The organism is Rahnella sp. RFA10(1/100) (genome assembly GCF_004195115.1).
Taxonomy (GTDB): Bacteria; Pseudomonadota; Gammaproteobacteria; order Enterobacterales; family Enterobacteriaceae; genus Rahnella; species Rahnella perminowiae.
Map to the genome: position 1 here is coordinate 102,762 of NZ_SEWR01000001.1, position 26,877 is coordinate 129,638.

Genomic DNA, 26,877 nt, shown 5'->3' on the forward strand with positions numbered 1-26,877 from the left:
GCAGCCTGGCGGGTCGTGAGAATAAATATGAGAGAACATTCTTATGTCAGAACAACCACTTACCCGCGTTAAGGCAAAAAGCACCGGGCGCGTACGCTTTATGGTGCTCGGTCTGGTGTTTATCAACATCATTATCAATTACATGGACAGAACCAATCTGTCGGTGGCGGCCACGCAAATGGCCGGTGAATTACAATTTACACCATTGCAGATGGGGCTGATATTTTCAGCATTTGGCTGGATTTATGCCGCATTGCAAATCCCCGGCGGCTTTATCATTGACCGCTTTGGCGCCCGCGTAGTGTATGGCGTGGGATTGTTTCTCTGGTCACTGATCACCGCGCTGCATGCCGTGGCCAGCAGTTTTGGCGCACTGATTGGTCTGCGTCTCGGCGTCGGGGCATTTGAGGCACCGGTGATGCCTTCCAATAACCGGGTGATTTCCAGCTGGTTTCCTGAAGAAGAAAGGGCCAGCGCCATCGGCATCTATTCTTCCGCGCAATTTGTCGGACTGGCCTGCATGACGCCGGTGTTATTTCATGTGCAGGATCTTTACGGCTGGCGAGGGTTGTTTCTGATCACCGGTGTGGCGGGCATGGTCTGGGCGCTGGTGTGGTATTGCCTTTACCGTGAACCGCTGGAGCATAAAGGCGTTTCTCAGGCAGAGCTTGACCATATTCGTGACGGCGGCGCGATCCTTGAAAGCCGGCAGGAAGCGGCGAAGCGCAAATTTGTCTGGAGTGACCTCGCGCTGATGTTCCGCAGCCGCAAGCTGGCCGGCATTTATTTCGGTCAGTTCACCATTTCAGCCACCTTCTGGTTTTTCCTCACCTGGTTCCCCACCTATCTGGTGCAGTACCGGCATATGGATTTCATCAAATCAGGCTATATCGCCTCGGTACCTTATCTGGCCGCTTTTGTGGGCGTGTTGCTGGCGGGATTTGTCTCTGACCGGTTAATCAAACGTGGCGTCAGCGCCAGTTTTGCCCGTAAAGCACCGGTGATTTTGGGTATGGCGCTGACCCTGTTCATTCTGGGTGCGAATTACACCAATGATCCGACGCTTATTATCGTCTTTATGTCGGTGGCGTTTTTTGGCAACGGCCTGGCGACCATCACCTGGGTATTCGTCACGGCACTCGCGCCGCGTCACCTGATCGGGCTGGCGGGTGGGGTGTTTAATTTTACCGGCGCGTTGTCATCGATTGTGGTGCCGATTGCCATCGGTGCGTTGATAAGCGGAGACAACTTCGCCCCGGCGCTGGCGTTTATTGCTGTACTGGCGGGGCTTGGGATCTGTTCTTACCTGTTTGTGGTGGGGCGGATCAGTCTTGACCCCCCGGAACACCCTACACAGGATGAGGAACGAGCTGCGCGGTGAGCTGGCGTAAGCCGGTCAGGCGCGTTGCGATGTCAGCTTCACCGGTATTCCACATGCCGGCGAAGGCCAGCGCGGCGTTATGTGCACCCAGCGGTTGTGCCATCGACACCTCGCCGTCGTCATGCTGCCAGACGACATAACCCTGCTCACGCTGCTGCGCCAGATAAGGGGCCATCGTCTGCCACTGTTCCTGTGTGAACCGTGCCTGCAATGCGTCATCACTTTCAGCCGCAAGCAGAGACATGCCAATCACAGATTGCCATGCGGGCAGCATATGAAAACCGGCCAGTGCCTGACTGACCTGAAGACCCGGTTCAGAGTGATAAATATAAGTGACCTGATCCTCCCACAGCACGCCCATTGCCACCACGATGTCTTTAGGGGCGTGGCGCTCAAGCAGTGGCAGAGCCTGCGAAAACAGTGCGGAGCCGCGGATAGATTGCGCGGCAAGGGCGTGGATGCCCGGACCGGGAAGATAGCGCCGCTGATCATCCTGCTGGGTCAGCCCCATGGCCGCCATGGTCATCAGCAGCCGGTTCACCCGGGTCGCGTTGATATCCATCAGGCGTGCCAGTTCGCGACAGCCAATGGCACGGTCACTGGAAACCAGATATTGCAGACAGCGTATGCCGTCGATAAGGCTTTGATTCGGTTGTGATGACATGGCGCGCTTCAAATGAAAATACGTAAAACGATTTTATCGTCAGTTTTAGAGGAAACAAACTTTATGCAAATTTTTCCGCAAACCGGTGCCCGTGAATTTCCGCAACAACAGATGCACACTGATTTTCTGGTCGCCGGTGGCGGTCTGGCCGGGCTGTGTGCTGCACTGGCCGCTGCACGTGACGGGCTGAAAGTCGTGCTGGTTCAGGACCGGCCGGTGCTGGGCGGCAATGCCTCGAGCGAAGTCCGCTTATGGGCGAATGGCGCCACCTCGCATATGGGCAACAACAACCGCTGGGCACGCGAGGGCGGTATCATGGGCGAAATCATGGAGGAAAACCTTTACCGCAACAAAGAAGGCAATCCGGTGATGTTTGATCTGGTGTTACTGGATATGGCCAGAAGCGAGCCGAACCTGACATTGTTGCTCAATACCGCCCTGTTTGAGGTGGAAACCGAAGGGAGAAAAATCATACGGGTGAAAGGTTTTAACGCCATCAACGAAACCTTCTACAACATCAGCGCCACACAGTTTTGCGATGCGACCGGTGACGGCGTACTCGGGCATCTGGCCGGAGCGGAATACCGTGTTGGTGCGGAAGATCCTGGCGAATTCGGTGAAAAAATGGCACCGGGTGATAACTTCGGTCATAAGCTCGGGCACTCGATCTATTTCTACACCAAAAAAGGCGGGGCGCCGGTGGATTTCGTTCCGCCGTCTTTTGCCCTGCAAAATATTGAAGAGATCCCGCGCTATACCCGTCTGACCTCCACGCTCAACGGTTGTGATTTGTGGTGGCTGGAATGGGGCGGGCGGCTGGATACCGTCCACGACAGCGAAGAGATCAAATGGGAGCTGTGGAAAATAGTTTGGGGCGTGTGGGATCACATTAAAAACTCCGGCCAGTTTCCGGAAGCCGCCTGCATGACCATCGAATGGGTCGGCGCCATTCCCGGCAAACGCGAAAGCCGCCGGTTTGTCGGCGACCATATCCTTTGCCAGCAGGACATTATTGAACAGCGCGACCACTATGACGCGGTGGCTTACGGTGGCTGGTCGATCGATTTGCATCCCGCTGATGGCGTTTACAGCAAACATGACGGCTGTCGCCAGTTTCACAGCAAAGGCACTTACACCATCCCTTACCGCAGCCTGTACAGCCGCTCGCTGGAAAACCTGTTTCTCACCGGACGGCTGATCTCGGCTTCCCATGTGGCGTTTGGCAGTGCGCGGGTGATGTGTACCTGCGGTTTACTGGGCGAAGTGGCCGGTCGCGCCGCTGCACTGTGCCATCGCGGGCAGTTGAATGCGCCGCAACTGGCGGAGAAAAACCGCATCGGCGTGCTGCAACAGCATCTGCAACAGACCGGTTGTTATATTCCGCGCCAGTGGCTGGAAGACCCGGCACAGGGCGCGCATGTCTCGGTCAGCAGCGAACTGTTACTGCGTGAACTTGCCGCCAGCGGGGAATGGACGTCCCTTGACGCGCGGATGGCACTGCTTCTGCCGCTGAAAGCCGGGGAAACGCTGCCGGTAATGCATTTTACGTTGCGTTCCACATCGCCGCAGCCGCTGAAAGTCAGCCTGCTGGGATCAGCGCGTGTGGGGAATTTCACGGCGGATACCCCGCTGGATGCGTGCGAAATTCAGGTCAGCGGTCAGGGGGAATATACGGTGAAATTTACTCATCAGAGCCTGCGCGACGAATACCTGTTTATCGCTTTTGAAAGCAATAAACAGGTGGATATCGCCCTGAGCGGGAAACTTCTGCCCGGCATCATGACCGTTTTCAACAGCCTGAATGCACGCGTGGCAAAACACACGCGGCAGATTGCAGACGGCGATTATGGTGTGGATGAGTTTGATTTCTGGCTGCCGCGCCGCCACCCGAATCAGATCCTCCCGGCACTGCGCTGCCAGCCTGCGCTGCGTTGTTACGCTGCCGGTAATCTGCTAAATGGCCGTCTGCGTCCGGAGCAGCAAACAAACGCCTGGGTGCCTGACCTGAATGATCCTGCGCCTTCCGTATGCTGGCACTGGGAAACGCCGCAGAAGATACAGGCGCTGACGCTGATATTTGATAACGATTTTGATAATGCGATGGAAAGCGTGCAGATGGGGCATGCGCTGGCGGTGACGCCGCATTGCGTGACGCATTACCGCCTGTGGGCAGACGATGAGTTGCTGGCGGAAGTGACGGGTAACCGGCACTCAGTCTGTGAGCATAGTGTCCCGTCCGGCCGGTCTGTCCGCCGGATCCGTCTTGACATCGTCAGCACCGCAGGCGGTGTGCCGGCGCTGTATTCGCTTAATTTACGCTGATTTTTGAGCACGGGGCTTACGCCGCGGCGCAGGTATATTCTGCGCCGCGCTATGTGCTGTCACCATTTGTCTGAACGCCAGCAGCGCGGGGGTTTCACCATCCTGACGCCACGCCATATGGATTTCAGCGAAGGCGTCCGGGTGGCTGAGCGGGCGGAATTCGATGCCGGGAAAGGCCAGCTGGCGGGCACTTTCCGGCACAATCGCCAGCCCGACACCGGCGCGCACCAGCCCGAGAATGGTATGGGTCTGGCTGCAATGTTGAACGTAATGTGGCACGACATTAGCCTGCGCAAACAGCCCGGCGATACAGTCGTAAAAATATTTACCTTCGCTGGCGGAGTACATAATGAATGGCTGTCCGGCGAAGTCACGCAGACGGATGCGCGGTTTTGCGGTCAGTGCGGATGAGGCAGGCAGCGCAACGCATAACGGCTCGCGCAGCACGCAGTGATAGGCCAGCGGAAATAACGCCACAGGCTGGCGCACAAAGCCGATATCCAGCGTGCGTGCCGCCAGTGCCTGAAGCTGCGCTGACGACACCATTTCCTTCATCACCAGCGTGATTTCAGGTAATTCCTTTGCAGCCAGCGCAATAATCTGCGGGATCTGCCAGTAACCACTGACCGCTGTGAATCCCAACGTCAGCCGGCCAATTTCTCCTTTTTCAACCCGTTTTACCGTCTCCTGTGCCTGCCCGGTAAATTCGAGGATCAGTTTTGCATCGCGCAAAAATGTCTTGCCCGAGGCCGTCAGGCTGACGTGCCGGTTGGTCCGTTCGAGCAAACGCGCACCCAGCGCATGCTCGAGTAACTGGATCTGACGGCTCAGCGGTGGCTGCGTCATGAACAATCTTTTTGCCGCCCGGCCGAAATGTAATTCCTCCGCGACCGCTACAAAACAGCGCAACTGGTTTAATTCAATCATTCAATTTTTGACTTGTTCCATTGTCTTTTTAACTTAGACCGTATCGTTAAATGTTTCTACTCTGTTAATTAATTTGGATTTTTTAGATCTAAATGGCGTGGCCGAAACGCCAAAAACTGTGCATCCGGTCACAAAAAGCAGGGAATGCAATCATAAGTCTGGAGAGAAAACATGACGTCCCCTACAGATGTGTCAGATAACGCAAAGCCGGTCATCCGTGAGTCAGCGGCTGAAGCGGCAAAACCGGGTCATTTCCGTTACGTGGTTCTCGGGATGATTTTTGCCATCACGGTGATTAACTACGCCGACCGTGCCACGCTGTCGATTGCCGGTACCGAAGTCTCGCGGGTGCTGAATCTGGATCCGGTCATGCTCGGCATGGTTTTTTCGGCGTTCGCCTGGGCGTATATGATCGGGCAAATTCCCGGCGGCTGGCTGCTGGATAAATACGGCGCACGGCGGGTGTATGGTTGCAGTCTGGTGTTCTGGTCCGTGTTTACTTTGTTGCAGGGCACGGTGGGCTGGTTCGGGGTCAGCGGGATTTCGGCGGCAATCATGCTGTTTTTCCTGCGCTTCATGCTCGGGCTGGTGGAGTCGCCGGCGTTTCCTGCCAATGCGCGCATCGTCGCCTGCTGGTTCCCGACCAACGAACGCGGCACCGCCACTTCACTGTTTAATTCCGCACAATACATGGCGATCGGCGTGTTTACGCCGATCATGGCGTGGCTGACCCACGCGCTGGGCTGGGAACATGTGTTCCTGTGGATGGGCTGCGTCGGGCTGATTGCCGGGATCCTCTGGTTCGCATTGTACAAAGAGCCGCACAGCAGTCCGCACATTAAACCAGCCGAACTCGAACACATCCGCGCCAATGGTGCGCTGGTTGATCTGGAACTGAACCGCCGAGCCTCACGTCAGCGATTCACCTTGCGTGAAGTGATGCAACTCTTCCAGAGCCGGACGCTGTGGGGCATTTATATCGGCCAGTACTGCATCACCTCGATGAGTTACTTCTTTATGACCTGGTTCCCGATTTACCTGATCAAAGGGCGGGGGATGACGGTCATGGAAGCCGGATGGGTGGTGGCGTTACCGGCCATCTGTGGTTTTACAGGCGGTGTACTCGGTGGCGTAATGTCAGATTATATGATCCGCCGCGGTGTCAGCCCGTCGAAAGCGCGTAAAACGCCGTTTGTGCTCGGGATGTTTTTCGCGGCGATGCTGGCCATGGCCAATTTTGTCACCACTGATGCGGCGGTGATTGCGCTGATGACGCTGGCATTTTTCGGCAAAGGCTTATCGGCCATCGGCTGGGCGGTGATGTCGGATACCGCACCGGAGAAAATGATCGGCCTGAGCGGCGGGGTGTTTAACTGTCTGGGCAACGTTGCCGGGATTATTACCCCTGTCGTGATCGGTTATATCGTCGCGGTAACCGGCTCCTTTAACCTCGCGCTGTGGTTTGTCGGTGCGCACGGTTTGCTGGGCATGTTTGGCTATCTGGTGGTTGCCGGCAAGTTCGAGCGCATGGTGATCCGTCAGGATACGCGGGTAAAATGAGAATTGTTCTTGATATGGCAATGCGTGTCATTAAACTGCGTGCAGCATTATTTCCCTGCATTCAGAATGAGAAAAATTCATGGAGTTGTTACGTGTTGTCTTTAAGCAATATCGCTGGCCGTTTTTAGGCGTTATGGCGCTGAGCCTGCTCAGCGCCGTTCTGGGTATCGGGCTGATCGCGTTTATCAATCTCAAGCTGATTGAAACCACACAAGGCTCCCTGAGTGTTCTTCCGCAATTCCTCGGATTACTGCTGCTGCTGATGGCCGTCACGCTGGGCTCACAGCTGGCACTGACTGTGCTGGGTCATCATTTCATTTACCGTCTGCGCGGCCAGTTCATTAAACGTATCCTTGATACTGATATCGAACGCATTGAGCAAATCGGCAATGCGCAACTGCTTGCCAGCCTCGGCAGCGACATCCGTAATATCACGCTGGCGTTTGTGCGCTTACCGGAGCTGGTGCAGGGGATTATTCTGACCCTTGGCTGCGCCGGTTATCTGGCGTGGTTATCGCCGGAAATGCTGCTGGTGACGGTGATCTGGCTGCTGATCACCATTTTCGGGGGTTTCAAACTGGTATCACATGTTTACCGCCATCTGGCGAAAGTGCGCGATGCTGAAGACAAGCTGCAAAGCGATTATCAGAAAGTGATTGAAGGGCGCAGGGAACTGGCGCTGAACCGCGAGCGCGCCCGTCATTTGTTTGATGATGTGTACCGTAAAGATGCGCAGGAGTACCGGTATCACATTATCCGCGCTGATACCTTCCACCTCAGCGCCGTGAACTGGTCCAATATTATGATGCTTGGCGCGATTGGCCTGGTGTTCTTCATGGCGAACACGCTGGGCTGGTCGGATACCGACGTTGCCGCGACCTATTCCCTGACGCTGTTGTTCCTGCGTACGCCGATGTTACAGGCAGTAGGCGCATTGCCGACGCTGCTCAGCGCGCAGGTGGCTTTCGATAAACTGAAAGCGCTTAAACTGGCAGAGTATAAAGAAGCCTTTACACCTGCCCTGGCCAGCGGAAAATGGCACACCCTTGAACTGCGCGACCTGACGTTCAGTTACGCCGGCAAAGAAGAAGGCGAAGGTTTTGGCGTAGGTCCGCTGAACCTGACACTCACCCGTGGCGAACTGGTGTTCCTGATTGGCGGCAACGGCAGCGGTAAATCGACGATGGCGATGCTGCTGACCGGTTTGTATCAGCCGCGTTCCGGGCAAATCCTGCTTGACGGCGTGCCGGTCACGGCTGAAAACGCCGAACAATACCGGCAGATTTTCTCGGCGGTGTTCACTGATTTCCACCTCTTCGGTCAGTTGCTGGGCCCGCAGGGGCAGAAGCCTGATCCGCTGCTGGTGGAAGACTGGCTGCAACGCCTGAAAATGAAAGAAAAACTTCAGTTCAGCGGCCATGAGGTGACTAACCTGCAATTGTCTGCCGGACAGCGTAAGCGTGTGGCGCTGTTGCTGGCGGCAGCCGAAGGGCGAGATTTCCTGTTGCTCGACGAGTGGGCTGCCGATCAGGATCCGCAGTTCCGCCGTACGTTCTACCGTGAGCTGTTGCCACAATTGCGTGACATGGGTAAAACCGTGCTGGCAATCAGCCATGATGATCACTATTTTGAACACGCCGATCGACTCCTGGAGATGCGACAGGGCAAATTACACGAGCTGCACGGACAGGCACGGATTGATGCCAGTCGTGATGCGGTCGCACAGATTGGAAGTCACTAAATTTTTTTACTGAAGGCAATGGAAAATGAACTGGAATGAAGTGATGGTGTGGGGCATCAGTGGCGCGGTGATGGGATCGCTGATTGGCGCATTACACAAAAAAGGCAAAATTGGCCGGGTACCTGCGGTGACCTTATTTCTGGTGCTGATCATCGGTGGCAATCTGTTGTGGGGCAGTGTGATCAAGCCGCGTCTGGCAGGCAACAGCGAAGAGCAGAAAATTGATCAGGCGCTGGCTGCATTGCCGTTGTACAACACCATCAGAATGCAGGAACCGGCCCTGTATGCGCAGATCCGCAGTCATATTCTGACGATGAAGAAAGAAGGAAAACCGCAGCAGGAAGCCATTGATACCGTTAAACCGATGGTGTCAGCGCTGCTCTCGCAGCGTATCAGCCATGCACCGGACGCCAATGTGAACCAGGCGATGCAGGTGAATCTGGAAGAAATGCAGACCCTACAGGCGCGCAAAGACGGCAGCTGTTTTAAATTTCTTTATCCACAAGTCAGCGGCGGTGTGAACACCGCGCAGGTGCTGCCGCCGGAACTGTTCCGCAAAGATCTCGACACCATGAATGATTTACTGCTGGCGACCGGCAGCGGGCAAACTGCTATGCCAGCCCCTGTAAGCACGGAGAAAGTGGTGCAGATGATGGCACCGGTGCGTGAGGCGCTGGCCAGTATGTACGGCGAGCAGTTACAGATGTTCAATGATCTGACTCAGCCGGATGTCGATCGCGAAAAAGTGTGTGAAATCTCTGTCAGCCTCTATTCCGGTATCCTGGCGCTCAGGCCTGCAGAGTCTGCGGCTATACTCAGAATGATGTTAGGTAAAAACAACTAAATCCCAGGCTCTTTTCAGAGAGTTAAACGCTATTTTTCCGGCTGAGAAAGCGTATTCTTAGCCGGATTTTTCAAACAATAATTTCCTGAACTCCCGGAATCATCCTTATATGCAAAAAATGTTAAGAGTGCCGTTATTGCTGGCATTGTTGTCATGTCTGCTGATAACGCCGGTGCTGAGCCAGGCCGACGAAAGTACAGGCCAGCCCGCCACGGCGGAACAACCGGTTAAAGTGAACGCCACGATTGCGCTGCCGGCATTACAAAAGCGTCTGGATCAGCTTAAACAGCAGGTCTCTTCGGCAAAAACCGATAAGAAATTTACCGGACTGACTGATGCAGCGCAGAAACTGGCCGAAGATGCCGACAAGCTGACGGCCGCGCTGACACCGGAACTGGCGCAGGTACAGGCGCAGCTCGACGTGCTGGGTCCGGCACCTGCGCCGGGTACCATCACTGAAACGCCGCAGGTGATCAGCCAGCGTAATAAGCTCAACAACAGCAAAACGCTGCTGACTACGCAAATTGAGCAGACCAAAGCCATCTCCGTTGGCGCGCAAAACCTGTCTTCGCAAATCGCCGGATTACGTCGCGATGCGCTGAAAACGCAGATTGCGCTCAATACCGGTAGCATTCTCGGTGGCAATTTCTGGACACCGCTCATTACGCCAAACGCTGACGATGCGGCGCGTTTTGATGATTTCGGTTCGCAGGTTAAGGACGCCTGGGCGCAGGCGTGGAGTGATGACTGGCGCATCGGCACCGCGATTTACCTGTTACTGGCGCTGGCGATTGGTCTGGCGGGGCGTCGCGTACTCGACAGACCGATAAACTGGATCCTGCCGCGCTGGTTACCGCAAGGGCGTTTTCGTCGCAGTTTCCTGGCTTGTTTCACTACGCTGAGCACCACGCTGACGCTCGGCATCAGTGTTCAGTTGCTCGGGTATATTTTCACACGTCTGCCGGATACCTCACCGTGGGTGACAGAGTTCGCTGAACAACTGGTCGAGCTGACCTATTTCTCCGCCGTGATCGCAGGCCTGGGCATTGCGTTACTTTCCAACAATCATCCGTCATGGCGTTTGCCGGGCATTGCTGATCCGCTGGCCAAAACACTGGCGTCGTTCCCGATCCTGCTGGCGACCTTTATCTTCCTGTTCGGCATTATTGAACAGCTAAACAATCTGGTCGGTGCCAGCGTTTCGGCAACGTTATTTGGCAACGGGCTGGCGGCGTTACTTGTGGCGCTCAACTGCCTGATCGCGCCGGTGCGTATCAACCGTATGCGTCGCAAGATGAAGGCCGAAGGCGAGCAGACCGAAGCACGCTCCACGCTGGCCGGGCTTATCCACCTGGTAATAAGCCTGACGGCATTTGTCATTCTGATGGCGCTGCTGATTGGCTATATTCCGCTGGCCCGTTTTGTGACCTTTGAACTGTTGTGGATAGGTCTGGTGGTCAGTTGCCTGTATCTGCTGATCCATTTTGTGGTTGACCTGTGCGAAAGCCTGTTTTCTCCGACAACACACAGCGGCAAAATCCTGAAAGGCACGCTGAGCGTTAATGACCGTCATCTGTCCCTGGCCGCAACCTTATTCTCGGCAATCGGCAAAACCGCACTGCTGCTGATGGCCGCCGTCGCGCTGCTTAACGGGACTTTCGGGACGACAACCCCGCTGGAACTGCTGGCCAAAATCGTCGATATCTGGGGCGGAAAAGGTCTCGAAAGCATGAACATCATTCCGGCGCATGCGGTCAACGCGGTGCTGTGTCTGGTGATCGGCTGGTATATTTTGCGCTCGGCACGCCGCTGGCTGGATAACGATTTTTTGCCCAAAACCATGATGGATCGTGGTATGCGTGCGTCGCTGGTGACACTGTTCACCAACGTCGGCTACGTGCTGATCATCCTGCTGACGCTGTCGTCGCTGGGCATTGAATGGAATAAACTGGCGTGGATCGTCAGCGCCTTGTCGGTCGGTATCGGTTTTGGTTTACAGGAGATTGTGAAGAACTTTATCTCCGGTCTGATCCTGCTGACCGAGCGTCCGGTAAAAGTCGGGGATTTGATCAGCATCAGCGGTGTGGAAGGGGATATCCGTCGCATCAATGTGCGTGCTACGGAAATTCAGCTCGGTGATAAATCAACGGTGATTGTGCCGAACTCACAGCTGATTTCACAGAACGTACGCAACGCCACCATGGGTAATGCGCAGGGCGTGGCGACCATCACGCTGACGTTCCCGCTGGATATCGACCCTGAACAGGTACGCACCTTATTACTGGAAGCGTACAATCTGCATGAATCCATCCTGGAAGCGCCTGCGCCATCGGTCAGTTTTAAAGAACTCGGCCCGACCGGGATCGTGCTGAGTGTGACCGGCTACGTGAACAGTCCGCGCATGGTCAGCGCTACGCGCAGTGATTTGCTGTACGAAATCCTCAAAATGCTGCGAGCAGCGGGGATCAGTCTGAGTCAGACGCAGACGATGATCCTTGAGAAAACGAATGATCGGGTCGTTCCGGCAGAAGAATGATATGTGTGGGATTACGGTCCCACACGCCGTTTTAACTTCAACTTCAAGGTCGTGGGCGTCGGCCCACACCGACAAAACCTTGGGTTGCCACCCAAACTGGCCTTAAGAGGCGCCTATCGCCGCGCCTCTTAAGAATCTCCGGCTCTTTCACTGCGCGCTCCGCTTGCTGGCTATGTTTCAGGCATCACAGCGATAGCCGCAAAATCCCGCCGCTGCGCGGTTCCCTCCCTTCGGGTTACAACCCGCGTAATAAAGACACGCGGTTTTCCACCTCTCGTCCGGCGTGATTTTGGAACCGGCCTCAGGCTTCTACTTCACAACCTCACTGATTTTGATATGAAAAGCGGATTGGTTTTGAATTTAAGATCGTGCGGGCGATTCAGAAATCTTGCTGAGCGGAGCGGCCTGGAGACCAGAGGCTCCAGGACCGAGAGAAGGCACCGCGTAGCGGCAAGATTTCCAGCCGGTCACTGATGTACCTGAAACATGGCCGACTGCGATAGCGCGCAGTAAAAAAGCGGAGGGAGATCCAAGAGGGAGAAAGCACTTCTCCCTCTTGGGCGGTTTCGGCGCAGCGCGTCAGGTAAGCACCGCACGTGAGAAACCGAAATTTTCTCGATCAGGCCCGCACTGCAAGTGCTAAACCCGTGACCCGGTCACGCCCCTCCGATGCATCAGCAAATAAACCGCCGGGATCACCAGCATCGACAGCAGCGGGGCACTCACCATGCCGCCGATCATCGGCGCGGCGATGCGCTGCATCACTTCTGAACCGGTGCCGCTTCCCCACATGATCGGCAGTAAACCCGCCATAATTGTGGCGACGGTCATGGCTTTTGGCCGGACACGCAACACCGCGCCATGATGAATGGCGTCGCACAGTTCTGCCTCACTCATCTCCTCACCGGCTTTCTGCTGGCGCTGCACCGCCTGATTCAGATACAACACCATGATTACCCCGAATTCGGCAGCGACACCGGCCAGGGCGATAAAGCCGACGGCGGCGGCGACCGACAAATTGAAGCTGAGCAGGAACAACAACCAGACGCCGCCGGTCAGGGCAAACGGCAAGGTCGCCATGATCAGCAGCGCGTCACGGACACTGCTGAATGTGACATATAACAGTATGAAGATAATCAGAAGGGTCACCGGCAGCACTATTTTCAGTTTTGCCGTAGCGCGCTCCAGATACTCAAATTGTCCCGACCAGCTGACCGTCACGCCTTCCGGTAATTTTACCTGCTGGTTCACCGCCCGTTGCATGTCGTCGACCGCAGATTTCAAATCGCGTCCGCGCAAGTCAACATAGATCCAGTCAGAAAGACGGGCGTTCTCACTTTTCAGCATCGGCGGACCGTCGGTGACGCTGACCGATGCCAGCGCCGACAACGGTACCTGTGCACCGGAGGCTGTCAGCACCGGTAAGTCACGCAGTGCCTGCACATTGTCCCGCAGTTCACGCGGATAGCGCAGGTTGATCGGATAACGTTCGCGGCCTTCCAGGGTTTCACCGATATTTTCTCCGCCGACCAGTGTCGAGACCAGCGATTGTAGTTCAGCAACCGTGACACCGTAACGTGCAGCTTCGCGCCGGTTGATTGTAATATCGACATAACGGCCGCCTTCCAGCCTTTCGGCCAGCGCTGAGGTTACACCCGGCACTTTTTTCACGATATGCTCGATCTGCTGAGCAATCTGCTCGATTTGCGCAATATTATTACCGTTCACCTTAATGCCTACCGGGCTTTTGATGCCGGTGGCCAGCATGTCGAGACGGTTGCGGATAGGCGGTACCCAGACATTGGCGATACCCGGTAATTTCACCGCATTGTCGAGCTCCGTCACCAGTTTGTCCGGCGTCATACCCGGCCGCCACTGGTCGCGCGGTTTAAAGCGGATCGTGGTTTCGACCATCGTCAGGGGAGCCGGGTCAGTGGCGCTGTCTGCCCGTCCGGCTTTGCCAAATACACTGGCGACCTCCGGCACTGTTTTGATTAACCGGTCCGTTTGCTGCAACAGCCGCGCCGCTTCCCGGGCTGAAATCCCCGGCAGCGTCGACGGCATATACAGCAGGTCGCCTTCATCGAGCGGCGGCATAAATTCACTGCCCAGTTTTGCCAGCGGATACAGGGACACCAGCAGGAACAGACCGCTGCATAACAGCGTGATTTTCGGGCGTTTCAGCACGGCGGAAAGGACCGGCTGATAGACAGCGACCAGCCAGCGGTTGAGCGGGCTGGCATTCTCATCAGGAATTTTGCCACGGATAAAATAGCCCATCAGCACCGGTACCAGCGTGATGCCCAGCCCGGCAGACACCGCCATCGCATAAGTTTTGGTGAATGCCAGCGGGGAAAACATCCGGCCCTCCTGTGCTTCCAGCGAAAACACCGGAATAAACGACAGGGTGATGATCAGCAAACTGCAAAACAGCGCCGGACCGACTTCCGTGGCAGCCCGCTCAGACACTTTCCAGTAATCTGCCGGTGCCGGTTGCTGACCGGGATGCTCATGCCGCCACTGTTCCAGTACCTTATGCATATTCTCGATCATCACAATCGCGGCATCGACCATCGCACCGATGGCAATCGCGATGCCGCCCAGTGACATGATATTGGCGCTGACGCCCTGATAATGCATGACGATAAATGCACCGAGAATGCCAAGCGGCAGGGTGATAATGGCCACCAGCGCAGAGCGGAAGTGAAACAGAAACAGCGCGCAAACCACCGCAACTACCACAAACTCTTCCAGTAATTTATGGGATAACGTGTCGATGGCATTTTCGATCAGTGGCTGACGATCGTACACCGGTACAATCTCCACGCCCGCCGGCAATGTGCGGGCGAGAGCATGTAACCGCTGTTTGACCGCTTTCAGGGTTTCCAGTGCGTTTTTACCCGAGCGCATAATAATTACGCCGCCCGCCACCTCGCCTTCACCGTTGAGCTCCGCCACACCGCGCCGCAGTTCCGGGCCGGTACGCACGGTGGCAACATCCGCCAGCAGCACCGGGATCCCGCTGTTAACCGTCACCACCACGTTGTTGAAGTCCTCCGGACTTTTGAGATAGCCGGAGGTGCGGACCATATATTCAGCCTCACCCATTTCCAGCAGTGAACCGCTGCTTTCCTGATTGGCGTTTTGCAACGCGGTCACCAGTTGCTGGTGTGTTACGACACGGGCGCGCATTCGTTGCGGATCAGCCACTACCTGATACTGACGCACCATGCCACCGATGCTGGCGACCTCAGAGACATCCGGCACCGTTTTCAGATCGTAACGCAGCGTCCAGTCCTGCAGGGCGCGCAGTTGTTCGAGGCTGTGTTTGCCGGTTTTGTCGGTCAGTACATACTCATAAATCCAGCCGACACCGGTCGCATCCGGCCCCAGCGAGGCTTTTGCACCTGCCGGCAGTGAGGACTGCACCTGGCTCAGATATTCCAGCACGCGGGAGCGCGCCCAGTAAGGATCGGTGCCGTCATCGAACAGCACGTAAACATAGGCATCGCCAAACATTGAAAAACCGCGCACGGTTTTCGCACCGGGCACCGACAGCAGGGTAGTCGTCAGCGGGTAGGTCACCTGATCTTCGATGATTTGCGGTGCCTTACCCGGATAACTCACGCGCACAATCACCTGCACGTCAGAGAGATCCGGCAGGGCATCGAGCGGGGCTTTTTGTAATGACCAGATGCCCCATCCCGCCATCATCAGCGCGGCGAGTAACACCAGCAGCCGGTTTTTCAGCGACCAGCGGATCACGGCGGCAATCATAAATCCCCCCCGTGCTGATGCGTGTCTGACAGCGGAGTTTCTGTCGCCGGCAGCGCGCTGCGCAGGCTGGCTTCGGAGTCGATCAGGAACTGTCCTGATGTCACCACCGCCTGGCCTTCATCGAGGCCGGATAGTATTTGTGTCCAGCCATCACGCGTCGCGCCCGTGGTGACCGCTTGCGGGGTGAAATGCCCGTTACCGTCGTCGAGCAGCACGGTATTGCGGCTACCTGTCTGGATCAGCGCTTCCTGGGGAATGGCCAGAACCGCAGCCCCGTCACCGACATCCGGCGACAAATTCAGGTACATGCCGGGACGCAGGGTCTCCTGCGGATTCTCCATTATTACGCGGGCTTTCAGTGTCCGGCTGACGGCATCGATATCCGGCAGCAATTCACTGACCGTGCCGTGAAAAACTTCGCCCGGCTGACTGTCGGCGCTGGCCGTGACTTTGCTGCCGATCCGGATCTGGCTGGCGGCGGAAGGCGGATAATCCATCACAATCCATACCTGCTTCAGACTGGTCAGTTCGAATAACGGCTGCGAGGCGCTGACCTGCGCACCTTCACGTACGGCAAGCTGACTGAGATAACCGTCTTCCGGCGCCACGACGTCGATGCGGGTTTGCGGCTGACCGGTTTTATCCACGCGGCGCAAAATGTCTTCCGGCATAAACTGTAAGGCCAGCCGCTGACGGGCGGCGGTGGTCAGGCTGCGGTCCCCAAGCTGACGCACGGCCAGGTATTCCTGCTGCGCGGCGGTCCAGTCGGGGATCCACAACGTGGCCATTTTCTGGCCCTTTTTCACCCGCTGCTGACTGGCGGCAACGTAAAGTTTTTCGACTAAACCGTTCGCACGCGCGGCGACGGTGCGCAGGCTGCGTTCATCGGCACTGACCGTGCCGTAGACATTCAGCGTGGCGGATAACACCCGGCGTTGCACTTTCTCACTGCGTAATCCCAGATTCTGTTGCTGGCGGGCACTGACCGTCACACCGTCGTCACCGGTGACTTCATCGGCGTAACGTGGCATCAGTTCCATATCCATAAACGGCGATTTACCCGGCTTATCAAAACGCTGGCCGGGTGTCATCGGATCATACCAGTACAGCACTTTGCGCCCGGCGGGCGCGGCAGCTGTCTGCGTTGGTTCCGGATGACTGTGGCGGCCGGCGACGTAACCGGCGCTCAGCGCGGCCACGATCGTGATGGTCAGCAGGCTATAAGTTTTAGCATCAGTCATTATTGAATCTCCTGTGGGGCCAGATAACGCAGGGCGACCCAATAACGGGCCACTTCCAGCGCGGCATTACGTTCGGCAATCTGGCTGTCGATCAGGTTACGGCGGGCGTCGAGAACCTCATTCAGGCTGCTTTTCCCGGCGCGATATTGCGCCTGAATCACGCTGATACGCTGCTGTTGCAGCGGGATTACGTCATTTTTTTGCCGCTGCCATAATGTCGTGGCCGCCTGATATTGCGTCAGCAAGCTGGTCAGCTGCGCCTGATGATCGCGTACCCGTTGCGCCAGCCGGTCATTGCTTTCCATTGCCATCGACTGATCGGCGGCGTGATCTTTATCCTGACGTGAGGCGGTAAACAGGGGCAGATCAACGGTAAACATCACGCCCGCCAGATCTTCATAGCCGTCAGCGCGGTGGCCGTAATACACTTCCACACCGACGTCGGGCAGTGCCGCAATGGCCGACTGTGAGGATTTCGCCTGCGCCACCTCGGCTTCGCGCCTGGCCTGAATAATTTCAGGATGCTGTTCGACGCTTCCGGCCTGTAACGCCTGCGCCGGAAGTTCGGTGAAAGGTGGAATGGCGCCGTTAATTTCAGGCTGACCGATACCTGTCAGCTGACTTAAACGGGTGCGGGCCAACTGAACATCGCGTCCGGCCTCAGTCAGTTTGTCCTGCATGCTGATAAGTGTCAGGCGTGCGTCCAGCACCGAGGCGGGCAGCGAACTGCCGCCACTGACGCCACCCCGCTGAACACCAATCTGATGCTGACTTTCGTCCACCAGTTTTTGCAATTGCGAGACAGTTTGCCCGCCGATCGCCATCTCCATCCAGGCCAGGGCGGCCTCGCGCTGCAAACGTGCCCGGATACTTTGGCGGGTAGCCGCGACTTCCCGGGACTCCGCCCGCAGCGTGTCCGCTTTGCGCTGACGTTTATCACTGCTGATGTAATCCTGCATGATGCCGATACGTTGCATTGTCATGCCTTCACGGGTAAACCGGTCGGTGTTGCCGCCGCTGACCGGCAGATTTTCGATGCCAAATTTCAGCTTCGGATCCGGCAATTGCATGGCCAAACCGGCGCGGTTATCCAGCGCATCTGCCTGGTGACGGCTGGCAGAAAGCTCGGCGGAATAATCCTGCGCAGCAATCAGTGCCTGCGGCAGGGTAACGGGTGTGGCAAACGCGCTGACGGGCACAAAAGCCAGCAGCCATTGCCACGTCACCCGGTGGTGACGCGGTAAAACAGACATGGTGAATCTCCCGGTCAGCGTTTCAGGGGTGACAGTGTCTGCAACTGATAAGCGGAATCAGTTTTGACAAAGCTAAAGGTGACCGGTGTACCGGCGGGCAGGGAGCGGGCGGCAATTTCTGGCGGCAGACGGAAATTCATGGTCATGGCCGGCCATTTCAGCGCAGGGATGGCGTGATGGGAAATCCCGACACGATCAGATTGCCATTGGGTGATCACGCCTTCGGATTCATATGTCTGCACATTCTGCTGCATCGTCATATGATCATGATCCGTACTCATCGGCATGGACTCTGCGGAGGAATAAAAGGGAATAAAGAAAAGACTAACGAAAATTAAATTAAAAATTGCACGCATGGGGAATACTCCGATACTGTCATCAGATAAAAATAGCCATTGTTCTGGAAAATAAATGGCAAATAAATTTCATTGAATATTGAGTGCTGGAAAACACTCAGGACAGCAGGGGCTATTCTCTGTATCGGCAGAACTGAACTTCGGCAGGAGGGGGAGTGACCGGAGGGGCAACCCAGTCTGCGGTAGTGACCGCTGTGCTGGCGTCGACGGTGATCATGGCTAATGCCGGAAGGACCGGCAGTGCTACCAGCGGCACGGAACCACTGTCAGACGGGGTTCTTTCAGGGACGCAGTGCTTCTCACACAATACGGACTGACTTTGCATATACTCAGGAGAATCAGGCGTTTGCATAGTCATGTTGTGCGCCATGGGGGTATTTTCCACCGGCGGGCGCATATCGCACTGATGGCTGGCAAGCGCCAGCTGGGAATTGAGAATAAGCCAGCATAACGCGAACAGCAAGGCACTGACCCGCTTGCCGGGCAAGCGCAGTGAATGCATAAACTGTGAAATCGCGAAACGGACTGACATGATCAATATTATTTCCGTAAGAAAGATGCGACTGAGTATATAAGGAAATAATGCGAAGAGGAAAGGGCAAACAGAATAAGTCAGGATTAAAATTGTCAGGATAATTAAAGAAGGCGAATAACAACGGGTTCTGTTATTCGCATGTTAATTAACGTGTGGCTTCAGGTAATAATTAACTTACAGCCAGCCTGATTTTTTAAGCTTCCAGTATAGCCACGCACAACCGGCGACAGTGACGCCCAGCGTCAGCGGATATCCCCACCAGTCATCCAGTTCCGGCATGTTTTTGAAGTTCATGCCGTACAGGCTGAAAATCACCGTCGGGATCGCCAGGATCGCGCCCCAGCCCGCCAGCCGTTGCACCACTTCGTTCTGATGCACTGACACCAGTGCCAGATTCACATGCATGGCGTTCGAGAGCATTTCGCGGAGATCATCTGTGGTGCGGATGACCTGATTGGTATGATCCTGCACATCGCGCACATACGCGCGCAGGCTTTTGGGCATCAGCTCCTCAAAGTGATGACTGAGCTGATTACAGATATCTTCCATCGGCACTGCCGCATTGCGCAGCGACAACAGATCCCGCCGCAGGCTATACACCTGCTGCACCGCCTGCTGATTAAAGGTGTTACGGAACATCAGTTTTTCGATGGCAGCAAACTGTTCAGTGTACTGATGCAGAATTTCCAGATAGTTATCAACAATGGAATCGAGCACGCAATACAACGCATAACCCGGTCCTTTATTCATCATTTCAGGGCGTTCTTCCGCATGTTTACGGATCTCTTTGTAACTCGATGATGCGCCATGACGCACGGTGATCAGAAAGTTTTTGCCAAGGAACAGGTGTGTTTCGCCGTACTCAATGGTTTCATTCACTTTCTGCGCGGTGTGCGTAACAATAAACAGTGACTCACCGTACTGCTCGATTTTTGGGCGCTGATGCGCCGTCAGCGCGTCTTCAATCGCCAGATCATGCAGGCCGAATTCTTCCTGAATGCTGCGCATGTAGGCATCTTCAGGCTGCCATAATCCAAGCCAGACAAAGGTATCGGGTTCTTTCAGCACTTCGCTGATGTCTTCGACCGTCACATCCTGTAATCGCTTACCGTCACGGTAAGCCACGCTGTTGATCACTGAATCACAGCTGGGTTTTTTCTCTTCGTTGGAAATGGAGTTCATTGTTTTACCCGATTGTTATTCAGACGAAAATCCTGCCCGCAGGCAGGATGAATTCAGTGTCTGAACAGAATAGCGCAGTCTCCGGGAAATGCGCTGTCGGGATATTTAAAAGAATGTTTCAGCCATCGGTGGACTGGCTTAGCGCTTCCCAGGCATCAATATCGGTATTCATTTGTTGCAGTTTTTCCCTGACAAATTTTACCGCGTCACTGCCGAGTAACAGCGAGGCAGGCGGTGCCGGCGAATTAATCAGTTGTAAAATAGCCCGGGCGGCTTTTTGCGGATCACCTGGCTGGTGGCCGCTGCGTTTTGCCCGGGTTTCACGCACGGGGCCGAAACTGGCGTCGTAATCACTGATCGTGCGCGGCGAGCGTACCATTGAACGCCCTGCCCAGTCAGTGCGGAACGATCCGGGCTGAATGGCCGTGACGGAAATATTGAACGGTTTAAGCTCTTTGCTCAGCGTTTCAGAAATCCCCTGTAAGGCGAACTTGCTGCCACAGTAATAACTGATGCCGGGCAGAGTGATAAAGCCACCCATTGATGTGATATTGAGCACCTGCCCGGCGCGGCGTTGACGAAAATAGGGCAGAAAGGCTTTGATGACGGCCACCGCGCCAAAGACATTCACATCAAACTGATGCCGCGCCTCACTTAACGGTGATTCCTCCATAATGCCTTCATGTCCGTAACCGGCATTGTTAACCAGTACGTCAACGGCACCGATTTCCTGTTCTACGGCAGCGGCCAGCGGGGTGATAGCCTCGAAATCCGTGACATCCAGTACGCGGCCAAAACTGCGGCCAGGGGCCAGCGCCTCGAATTTTTCACAAGCCTGCGCATTACGTAATGTGCCGACCACGCGGTGCCCGGCTTGCAGAGCCTCCTCTGCCAGCGCGCGGCCAAATCCGCTGCTTACACCTGTGATGAATAATAATTTTGACCGGCTCATACACACTCCTCAATAAAAAACGGACTTGTAGCATAGGGCGTGCAACCCCGGAGCTGTAGCCCCGATCCTCTCTGATGTTTGCCTGTTCCTCTGAGTCATCTGGACACGGCGGATTCTGGGTGCGACACTTTATTCACTTTTTGCCAGGTATTTTCAGGGTGATATGACGCATCTGACGTTGAGTGTGACTGAGCAAATGATCGCGCTTTTGGACCGGCTTACGCCCCGTGAAGGCTACAACCTCACGGCTCTGGCGGATGTGCGTTTTCTGCGTTCCGATCGTCCGCTTTTGCGTACGCCGGTTTTGTATGAGCCGGGGATTGTGATTGTCGTGCAGGGAAGTAAACGCGGTTTTTTAGGCAATAATGTCTATTTGTATGACGCGCAACATTATCTGGCCGTCTCAGTGCCGGTGCCTTTTACGATGGAAACCGACGCCAGCGTCAGCGAACCGATGCTGGCGATTTATCTTCGGCTGGATTTCACGCTGGCGGCAGAACTGATGTTGCAACTGGATGCGTATGACCCCCCACAGGTAGACGCGCCCAAAAGTATGGTGTCGAGTTTAATGGACGAAGCCATGCGGGCGTCAGTCTTGCGATTTTTACAGGTCATGGCGTCTGCGCAGGATGCTGAAATTCTGGGCAGGCCGATGATGCGGGAGCTGTATTATCGCGTGCTAACAGGCGCTCAGGGCGGTACATTGCGCAGTGCGCTGGCCCTGCAGGGGCAATTTGGCAAGGTGATGAAAGCCCTGCGGAAATTGCACGCAGAATACCCCATGCATCTGGATGTAAATGCGCTGGCAAAAGAGGCGGGGATGAGCGTGCCGACGTTTCACAGTCACTTTAAAAGCATTACTGATACATCGCCGATGCAATACCTCAAGTCCACCCGTTTGCATCAGGCCAGATTACTGATGTTGCGTAATAATCTGACCGCCTCAGCAGCCAGCGCGCAGGTGGGTTATGAAAGTGTGTCGCAGTTCAGCCGCGAATTTAAACGCTTATTCGGGCTGACTCCGGTGAGTGAAGTGGCGCGCATGAGGCAGAATTTTTCATTACCTGCCCCGGCCACGCCTTCTGATTTTATCTCTTCGCATTAAGCCGTGATTACGGCGTTACGCCCGCGGTGGTGTTGACTTTTACATCCGGTGTAGCCGCCGGGCCAAACACGGTGTAAGTCGGTAATTCTACATTCTGATAGGGCTCCCAGCCGCCGCCTAACGCTTTATACAGCGAGACCAGATCGGTGCTGGTTTTCACTTTCGCTTCGGCGGATTGCTGATGCGCCTGTGCCAGCTGACGCTGGGCATCGAGCACGTTGATAAAGGTGGAAAGCCCCTGACGGTAGCTGTCGCTCGCCAGATCAAACGCGGTCTGCAACGCTGCCGTAGTCTGCTCAAGTCCGTTGACCTGATCCTGATCGGTGCGGTAACTGACCAGCGCGTTATCCACATCCTGTAGTGCGGTCAGCACGGTCTGGCGATAACTGAGCGCGGCATTAGCCTGTTGCGCACGGGAAAGATGCACGCCGGAAACCAGACGTCCGCCCTGGAAAATCGGCAGGGAAATCTGCGGGCCAAAGGAGTAGAAATGGCTGCTCCAGTTATCGAGATAGCTGGCGTCGGTATTACGCATGCCAAACTGGCCGGTGAGCGAAATACTTGGGAACAACTGCGCGACGGATACACCGATATTTGCGGTTGCCGCATGGAGATCGGCCTCAGCCTGGCGCACGTCAGGACGACGGCGTGCCAGCTGTGAAGGCACACCGACCGGCACCGCAGCGGGCAGAGCTGGCAACGGTTTCGGCGCGGAGAGTTCAGCATCAAGCGAACCCGGCGTCTGGCCGAGCAGGACGGCCAGACCGTTCATTGCCTGACGTTCCTGCGCCTGATATTGCGGCAACTGAGCACGCAGAGAGCCTAACTGTGCGCGGGCATTTTCAACATCAAGCTGCGGTGACAGACCGTTTTGCTGACGGTTTTGCGTCAGGTCTAAGGTTTGCTGCGCCACGTCGATTTGCGTTTCGATAGCGGCTGTCACGCTTTGCGCACCACGCAACTGGAGATAAGTACGGGCAACTTCGGCTTCCAGCGACACTAATGCATCGTTGCGCTGTTCAACGGACGACTGCGTCTGGGCATTCGCGGCTTCGACCTGACGTCTTGTGCCGCCGAACAAATCCAGTTCCCAGCTGGCATCGAAATTGCCCTGATACAAATTCACCGGTCGCGTGGCCGCGCCGATGGCACCGGAAGCTTCCGGACCGAGCTGATCAATCTGCTGCGATGCACCGCTCGAATCGATAATCCCTTTCAGCCCGAGTTGCTGACGCGTCACTTTAGCGCTGCCCTGAACCGACGGTAACCAGGCACCTTCCGCCTGTTTTACCTGTTCACGGGCACCGGCAATGCGCAGCACCGCCTGTTGCAGGGAGATATTACCGGCAATCGCCCGGGTGATCAGACTGTCGAGCTGCGGGTCATTAAACGCTTTCCACCATAACGGATTGGGTTCCGAAGGCAGGGCAATAGACGCGCCATCTTTATCTTTCGGTTGCGTCATGTCGTTATAGGCCGGTGGCGTTACCGGGTTTGGCTTCTGATAATCAGGGCCAACGGAGCATGCAGCTAATACCAGCGTTAATGTCGAGAGTGTCAGGAAACGGGTGCCTGTATTTAAAACCCTCTCCCGGCCTCTCCCTTCGCAGGAGGAGGAGCAGGGCGGCATCATTGATGGCTGATTTCTCAGAGTAGAGCTTTTCTTGTTCAACTTAATGTGCTCCGGCATTACCTTCGCTCTTAACCGGCGAAAGCAGGAAACAAAATGGGATCAAAATAACGGCGACGATGGCGCAGTAACCGAACACGTCGATATAGGCCAGAATGCGCGATTGTGAAATCATTTCCTGATACATCCGCGCAGTCGCCAGTTGTATCGGGTCGCCGGCGATGTGGGCAAAATCACGGATCGCCGCCGCGCTTTTACTGACTGCCTGATTAAACTGCTCATCGAGCGGTGACATGTTGTGCACCATGTGCGCACTGTGCGCCTGAGTACGTTCGGTGACACCGGCTGTTGCCAGCGAGATGCCGATCGAGCCGGCGACGTTACGAAACATGGTAAACAGCGCGGCAGCATCAGCGTTCATCTTTTGCGGGATCGTAATAAACGCAATGGTGGTCAGCGGCACAAACAGGAAACCGAGCCCTATCGACTGCGCACTGCGGAAAAGCACCAGTGTTTCAAAATCCACATCCGGGGTCAGCGAGGCCGAATAAATAAACGAAGCCGCCAGCAGGAAGAAACCGAAGGCAATGATGTAACGCGTCTGCACCACGGGCATCAGCTTGAGCACCAGCGGGATCGACAGCACGATCAGCACCGCGCCGGGCGACATCACCAGCCCCGAGAGCGTGGCAGTGTAACCCAGTTGCTGTTGTGCCAGTTGCGGGATCACCACCGAACTGCCATACAAAATCATCGCCATTCCTGCCATCAGCAAACCGGCGACTGCAAAGTTTTTATCCTTAAGACAACGCAGATCCACCACCGGCTTTTTGGCGTAAAGCAGCCAGTAAACTGCGCCGACAATCCCGGTGACCGCCAGTACGGCAAAGGTGACAATGAAACCGGACTGGAACCAGTCGTCGTCCTCGCCACGGTCCATCATCACCTGTAAGCAACCCAGACCCAGCGCAATCAGCCCGATACCAATGTAATCAATACTGAGTTTCCCCTTGGCTTTACGTTCCCACGGCGGGTCTTCCAGCAGCTGATAAATCGCCAGTAACGCGATGATCCCCACCGGAATGTTGATCAGGAATACCCAGCGCCAGCTGAAGTTATCAGTGATGTAACCGCCGAGCGTCGGGCCAACTACCGGCGCAACAATGATGGCAATCGAGGATAGGCCAAACGCCTTGCCCCGGTCTTCCGGTTTAAAGTAATCGAGCAATACCGATTGCTGAATCGGTTGCAAACCCCCACCGAAAAAGCCCTGCAGGATGCGGAATAAGATCATCTGCCAAAGTTCAGTGGCGACCCCGCACAGGAAGGAGCAGACGGTGAACATGCCGATACATATCAGGAAGTACGTTTTGCGGCCCATCACACGGCTGAGAAACGCTGAAATCGGCAGCACGATACCGTTCGCGACCAGATAGGACGTCAGGACCCAGGTCGATTCGTCATAACTGGAAGACAGCGAACCGGCGACGTGCGGCAGCGCCACGTTAACGATGGTGGTGTCCAGGATTTCCATGAACACCGCGATGGTCACGACGGCGGCGACTGCCCATGGATTAGCCTTGGGTTTCCAGTAGCTGCGATCTTCATTCATTCGACGGTCACCGTCGGTTCAACAGACAGCCCCAGTGGCAGGTGGTGATTTTCATCCAGTCCGCTGTCGATGATGATTTTCACCGGCACGCGCTGAACGATTTTCACGTAGTTTCCGGTAGCGTTTTCAGCCGGGAAGGCCGAGAAGCGTGAGCCGGTGCCTTGCTGAATACTGTCAACGTGACCATGAAGTTTGATGTCCGGGAAGGCATCGACGGTGATTTCCACTTTGTTACCCGGGCGCATGCGTTCGAGCTGCGATTCTTTATAGTTCGCGGCAATCCAGATATCTTTCGACACCACTGAGAACAGCGAGGTTCCGGCCTGCACCAGCGTGCCAAGCTGCACATTACGCTTGGTGACGTAACCGTCGAACGGGGCGCGTACCTGCGCATATGACAGATTCAGCGTCGCCGTTTCCAGCTGGGCTTTCGCCTGTTCAACCTGTTGCTGGCGGGCTTCGACGTTGGTTTCTGCCTGACGAATATTCAGCTGGACCTGCGCGGCCACCTGCACCTGCGCTTTGGCATTTTCCAGATCAGCGGTCGCAGACCGTACCTGCGCATTGGACGTATCGATATTTTGTTGGGTGGTGGCACGAGGATCGACGCCGCGCTGACGGCGGAAATCGGCGGTGGCATTAAGCAAATTGGCTTCCGCGCGCGTCTGCTGGGCTTTTGCCTGAGCAAGCTGCGCCGGATATTGCACTTTCGCCAGATCGTACTGCGCCTGTGCCTGATGTAACTGCGCGATGGCCAGACCCAGTTGCGCCTGTGCCTGATCGCGCTGCGCGGTGGCGTCACGCGGATCGATTTCCACCAGCAAATCGCCTTTTTTAACAAACTGGTTATCTTTCACGGCAAGACTGGTGACATAACCGGCAATTTTCGGGGCGATGGTCACGGCATCACCTTCGGTAAAGGCATCATCAGTACTGACCTGATCTTTTGTCATCAGCCACCAGACCAGTGCCACAACCACCATGATGACCACGACAATCCCGAGGATGATTAGCGGCTTCTTGCCGGGGCCTTTACGCTTTTCATCGTTATCCTGCTTGCCGTCATCAGGTTTTTTCTGGTCTTTGGGTGCCTGCGTGTGACCTTCTCCAGATTTTACCTGGCTGGAATCGAGTTCAGTGTTTGCGTCATCGGACGCGGAAGGCTGTGCTTTGTTATCGTTTGTCATAGTGCTCTTCTGATTATTGGCGGCCGCGCGCCTGAACAAAGAAATCTTGTCTTAAGCTAGAACGTATTGATG

Annotated in this window: 19 protein-coding genes; 7 read left to right on the top strand and 12 right to left on the bottom strand. The window is 55.6% G+C overall.

Annotation, left to right across the window (positions count from 1 at the left end):
* Positions 1-43 precede the first annotated feature (43 nt).
* Positions 44-1,381, top strand: a complete 1,338-nt coding sequence (locus ETV65_RS00460; protein ID WP_129951054.1) for an MFS transporter — start codon at positions 44-46, stop codon at positions 1,379-1,381.
* Here the strand turns inward: ETV65_RS00460 and ETV65_RS00465 are convergent.
* Positions 1,350-2,045: an IclR family transcriptional regulator gene (locus ETV65_RS00465; protein ID WP_129951055.1), complete on the bottom strand. Its 696-nt coding sequence runs from the start codon at positions 2,043-2,045 to the stop codon at positions 1,350-1,352. The two genes, ETV65_RS00460 and ETV65_RS00465, sit on opposite strands and share 32 nt — an antisense overlap.
* Before the next feature lie 63 nt (positions 2,046-2,108).
* Here ETV65_RS00465 and ETV65_RS00470 point away from each other — a divergent pair, with 63 nt between their 5' ends.
* A complete protein-coding gene (locus ETV65_RS00470; protein WP_129951056.1) occupies positions 2,109-4,367 on the top strand; it encodes an FAD-dependent oxidoreductase in 2,259 nt (752 codons plus the stop codon).
* Here ETV65_RS00470 and ETV65_RS00475 read toward each other — a convergent pair.
* Positions 4,359-5,294 carry a LysR family transcriptional regulator gene (locus tag ETV65_RS00475; RefSeq protein ID WP_129951057.1) on the bottom strand — a complete coding sequence of 312 codons (936 nt, stop codon included), beginning with the start codon at positions 5,292-5,294 and terminating at the stop codon, positions 4,359-4,361. The genes ETV65_RS00470 and ETV65_RS00475 overlap by 9 nt on opposite strands.
* A gap of 171 nt (positions 5,295-5,465) precedes the next feature.
* On the opposite strand from ETV65_RS00475, the gene ETV65_RS00480 reads away from it, so the two are divergent.
* The 4 genes from ETV65_RS00480 to ETV65_RS00495 all read left to right on the top strand — a co-directional run bounded on the left by ETV65_RS00480 (position 5,466) and on the right by ETV65_RS00495 (position 11,975).
* A complete protein-coding gene (locus ETV65_RS00480; RefSeq protein WP_129951058.1) occupies positions 5,466-6,854 on the top strand; it encodes an MFS transporter in 1,389 nt (462 codons plus the stop codon).
* 79 nt (positions 6,855-6,933) lie between these two features.
* Positions 6,934-8,595 carry a multidrug ABC transporter permease/ATP-binding protein gene (locus ETV65_RS00485; RefSeq protein ID WP_129951059.1) on the top strand — a complete coding sequence of 554 codons (1,662 nt, stop codon included), beginning with the start codon at positions 6,934-6,936 and terminating at the stop codon, positions 8,593-8,595.
* A 25-nt stretch (positions 8,596-8,620) separates the two neighbouring features.
* Positions 8,621-9,439 carry a hypothetical protein gene (locus ETV65_RS00490; protein ID WP_129951060.1) on the top strand — a complete coding sequence of 273 codons (819 nt, stop codon included), beginning with the start codon at positions 8,621-8,623 and terminating at the stop codon, positions 9,437-9,439.
* Between the two features lie 109 nt (positions 9,440-9,548).
* A complete protein-coding gene (locus ETV65_RS00495; protein ID WP_129951061.1) occupies positions 9,549-11,975 on the top strand; it encodes a DUF3772 domain-containing protein in 2,427 nt (808 codons plus the stop codon).
* A gap of 639 nt (positions 11,976-12,614) precedes the next feature.
* On the opposite strand, the gene ETV65_RS00500 is transcribed toward ETV65_RS00495, so the two are convergent.
* The 7 genes from ETV65_RS00500 to ETV65_RS00530 all read right to left on the bottom strand — a co-directional run bounded on the left by ETV65_RS00500 (position 12,615) and on the right by ETV65_RS00530 (position 21,271).
* On the bottom strand, positions 12,615-15,752 hold the full coding sequence (locus ETV65_RS00500; protein WP_129951062.1) for an efflux RND transporter permease subunit: 3,138 nt from the start codon (positions 15,750-15,752) through the stop codon (positions 12,615-12,617).
* The gene (locus ETV65_RS00505) at positions 15,749-16,993 is read right to left on the bottom strand and encodes an efflux RND transporter periplasmic adaptor subunit (RefSeq protein ID WP_129951063.1); all 1,245 of its coding nucleotides are present in this window, start codon (positions 16,991-16,993) and stop codon (positions 15,749-15,751) included. Before ETV65_RS00505 ends, ETV65_RS00500 begins: the two co-directional genes overlap by 4 nt.
* On the bottom strand, positions 16,993-18,246 hold the full coding sequence (locus tag ETV65_RS00510; protein WP_129951064.1) for a TolC family protein: 1,254 nt from the start codon (positions 18,244-18,246) through the stop codon (positions 16,993-16,995). The genes ETV65_RS00505 and ETV65_RS00510 overlap by 1 nt, the downstream gene beginning before the upstream one ends.
* 14 nt (positions 18,247-18,260) lie before the next feature.
* Entirely contained in the window at positions 18,261-18,527 is a 267-nt protein-coding gene (locus ETV65_RS00515; RefSeq protein ID WP_235174085.1) for a copper-binding protein, read from the bottom strand.
* 187 nt (positions 18,528-18,714) lie between these two features.
* Positions 18,715-19,134: a hypothetical protein gene (locus ETV65_RS00520; RefSeq protein ID WP_129951066.1), complete on the bottom strand. Its 420-nt coding sequence runs from the start codon at positions 19,132-19,134 to the stop codon at positions 18,715-18,717.
* A 177-nt stretch (positions 19,135-19,311) separates the two neighbouring features.
* Complete coding sequence (gene corA, locus ETV65_RS00525) at positions 19,312-20,319, bottom strand: magnesium/cobalt transporter CorA (protein WP_129951067.1); 1,008 nt, start codon at positions 20,317-20,319, stop codon at positions 19,312-19,314.
* A gap of 118 nt (positions 20,320-20,437) precedes the next feature.
* The gene (locus ETV65_RS00530; RefSeq protein WP_129951068.1) at positions 20,438-21,271 is read right to left on the bottom strand and encodes an oxidoreductase; all 834 of its coding nucleotides are present in this window, start codon (positions 21,269-21,271) and stop codon (positions 20,438-20,440) included.
* Positions 21,272-21,434: 163 nt separating this feature from the next.
* On the opposite strand from ETV65_RS00530, the gene ETV65_RS00535 reads away from it, so the two are divergent.
* Positions 21,435-22,376, top strand: coding sequence for an AraC family transcriptional regulator (locus tag ETV65_RS00535; protein WP_129951069.1), 942 nt, complete (start codon positions 21,435-21,437; stop codon positions 22,374-22,376).
* 7 nt (positions 22,377-22,383) lie between these two features.
* Here the strand turns inward: ETV65_RS00535 and ETV65_RS00540 are convergent, their stop codons facing one another.
* Genes ETV65_RS00540 through ETV65_RS00550 form a run of 3 tightly spaced genes read right to left on the bottom strand, consistent with a single transcriptional unit; the run spans position 22,384 to position 26,805 of the window.
* A complete protein-coding gene (locus tag ETV65_RS00540; RefSeq protein WP_129951070.1) occupies positions 22,384-24,066 on the bottom strand; it encodes an efflux transporter outer membrane subunit in 1,683 nt (560 codons plus the stop codon).
* A complete protein-coding gene (locus ETV65_RS00545; RefSeq protein WP_129951071.1) occupies positions 24,050-25,618 on the bottom strand; it encodes a DHA2 family efflux MFS transporter permease subunit in 1,569 nt (522 codons plus the stop codon). The genes ETV65_RS00540 and ETV65_RS00545 overlap by 17 nt, the downstream gene beginning before the upstream one ends.
* A complete protein-coding gene (locus ETV65_RS00550) occupies positions 25,615-26,805 on the bottom strand; it encodes an HlyD family secretion protein (protein ID WP_129951072.1) in 1,191 nt (396 codons plus the stop codon). Before ETV65_RS00550 ends, ETV65_RS00545 begins: the two co-directional genes overlap by 4 nt.
* Between the last annotated feature and the right edge of the window lie 72 nt (positions 26,806-26,877).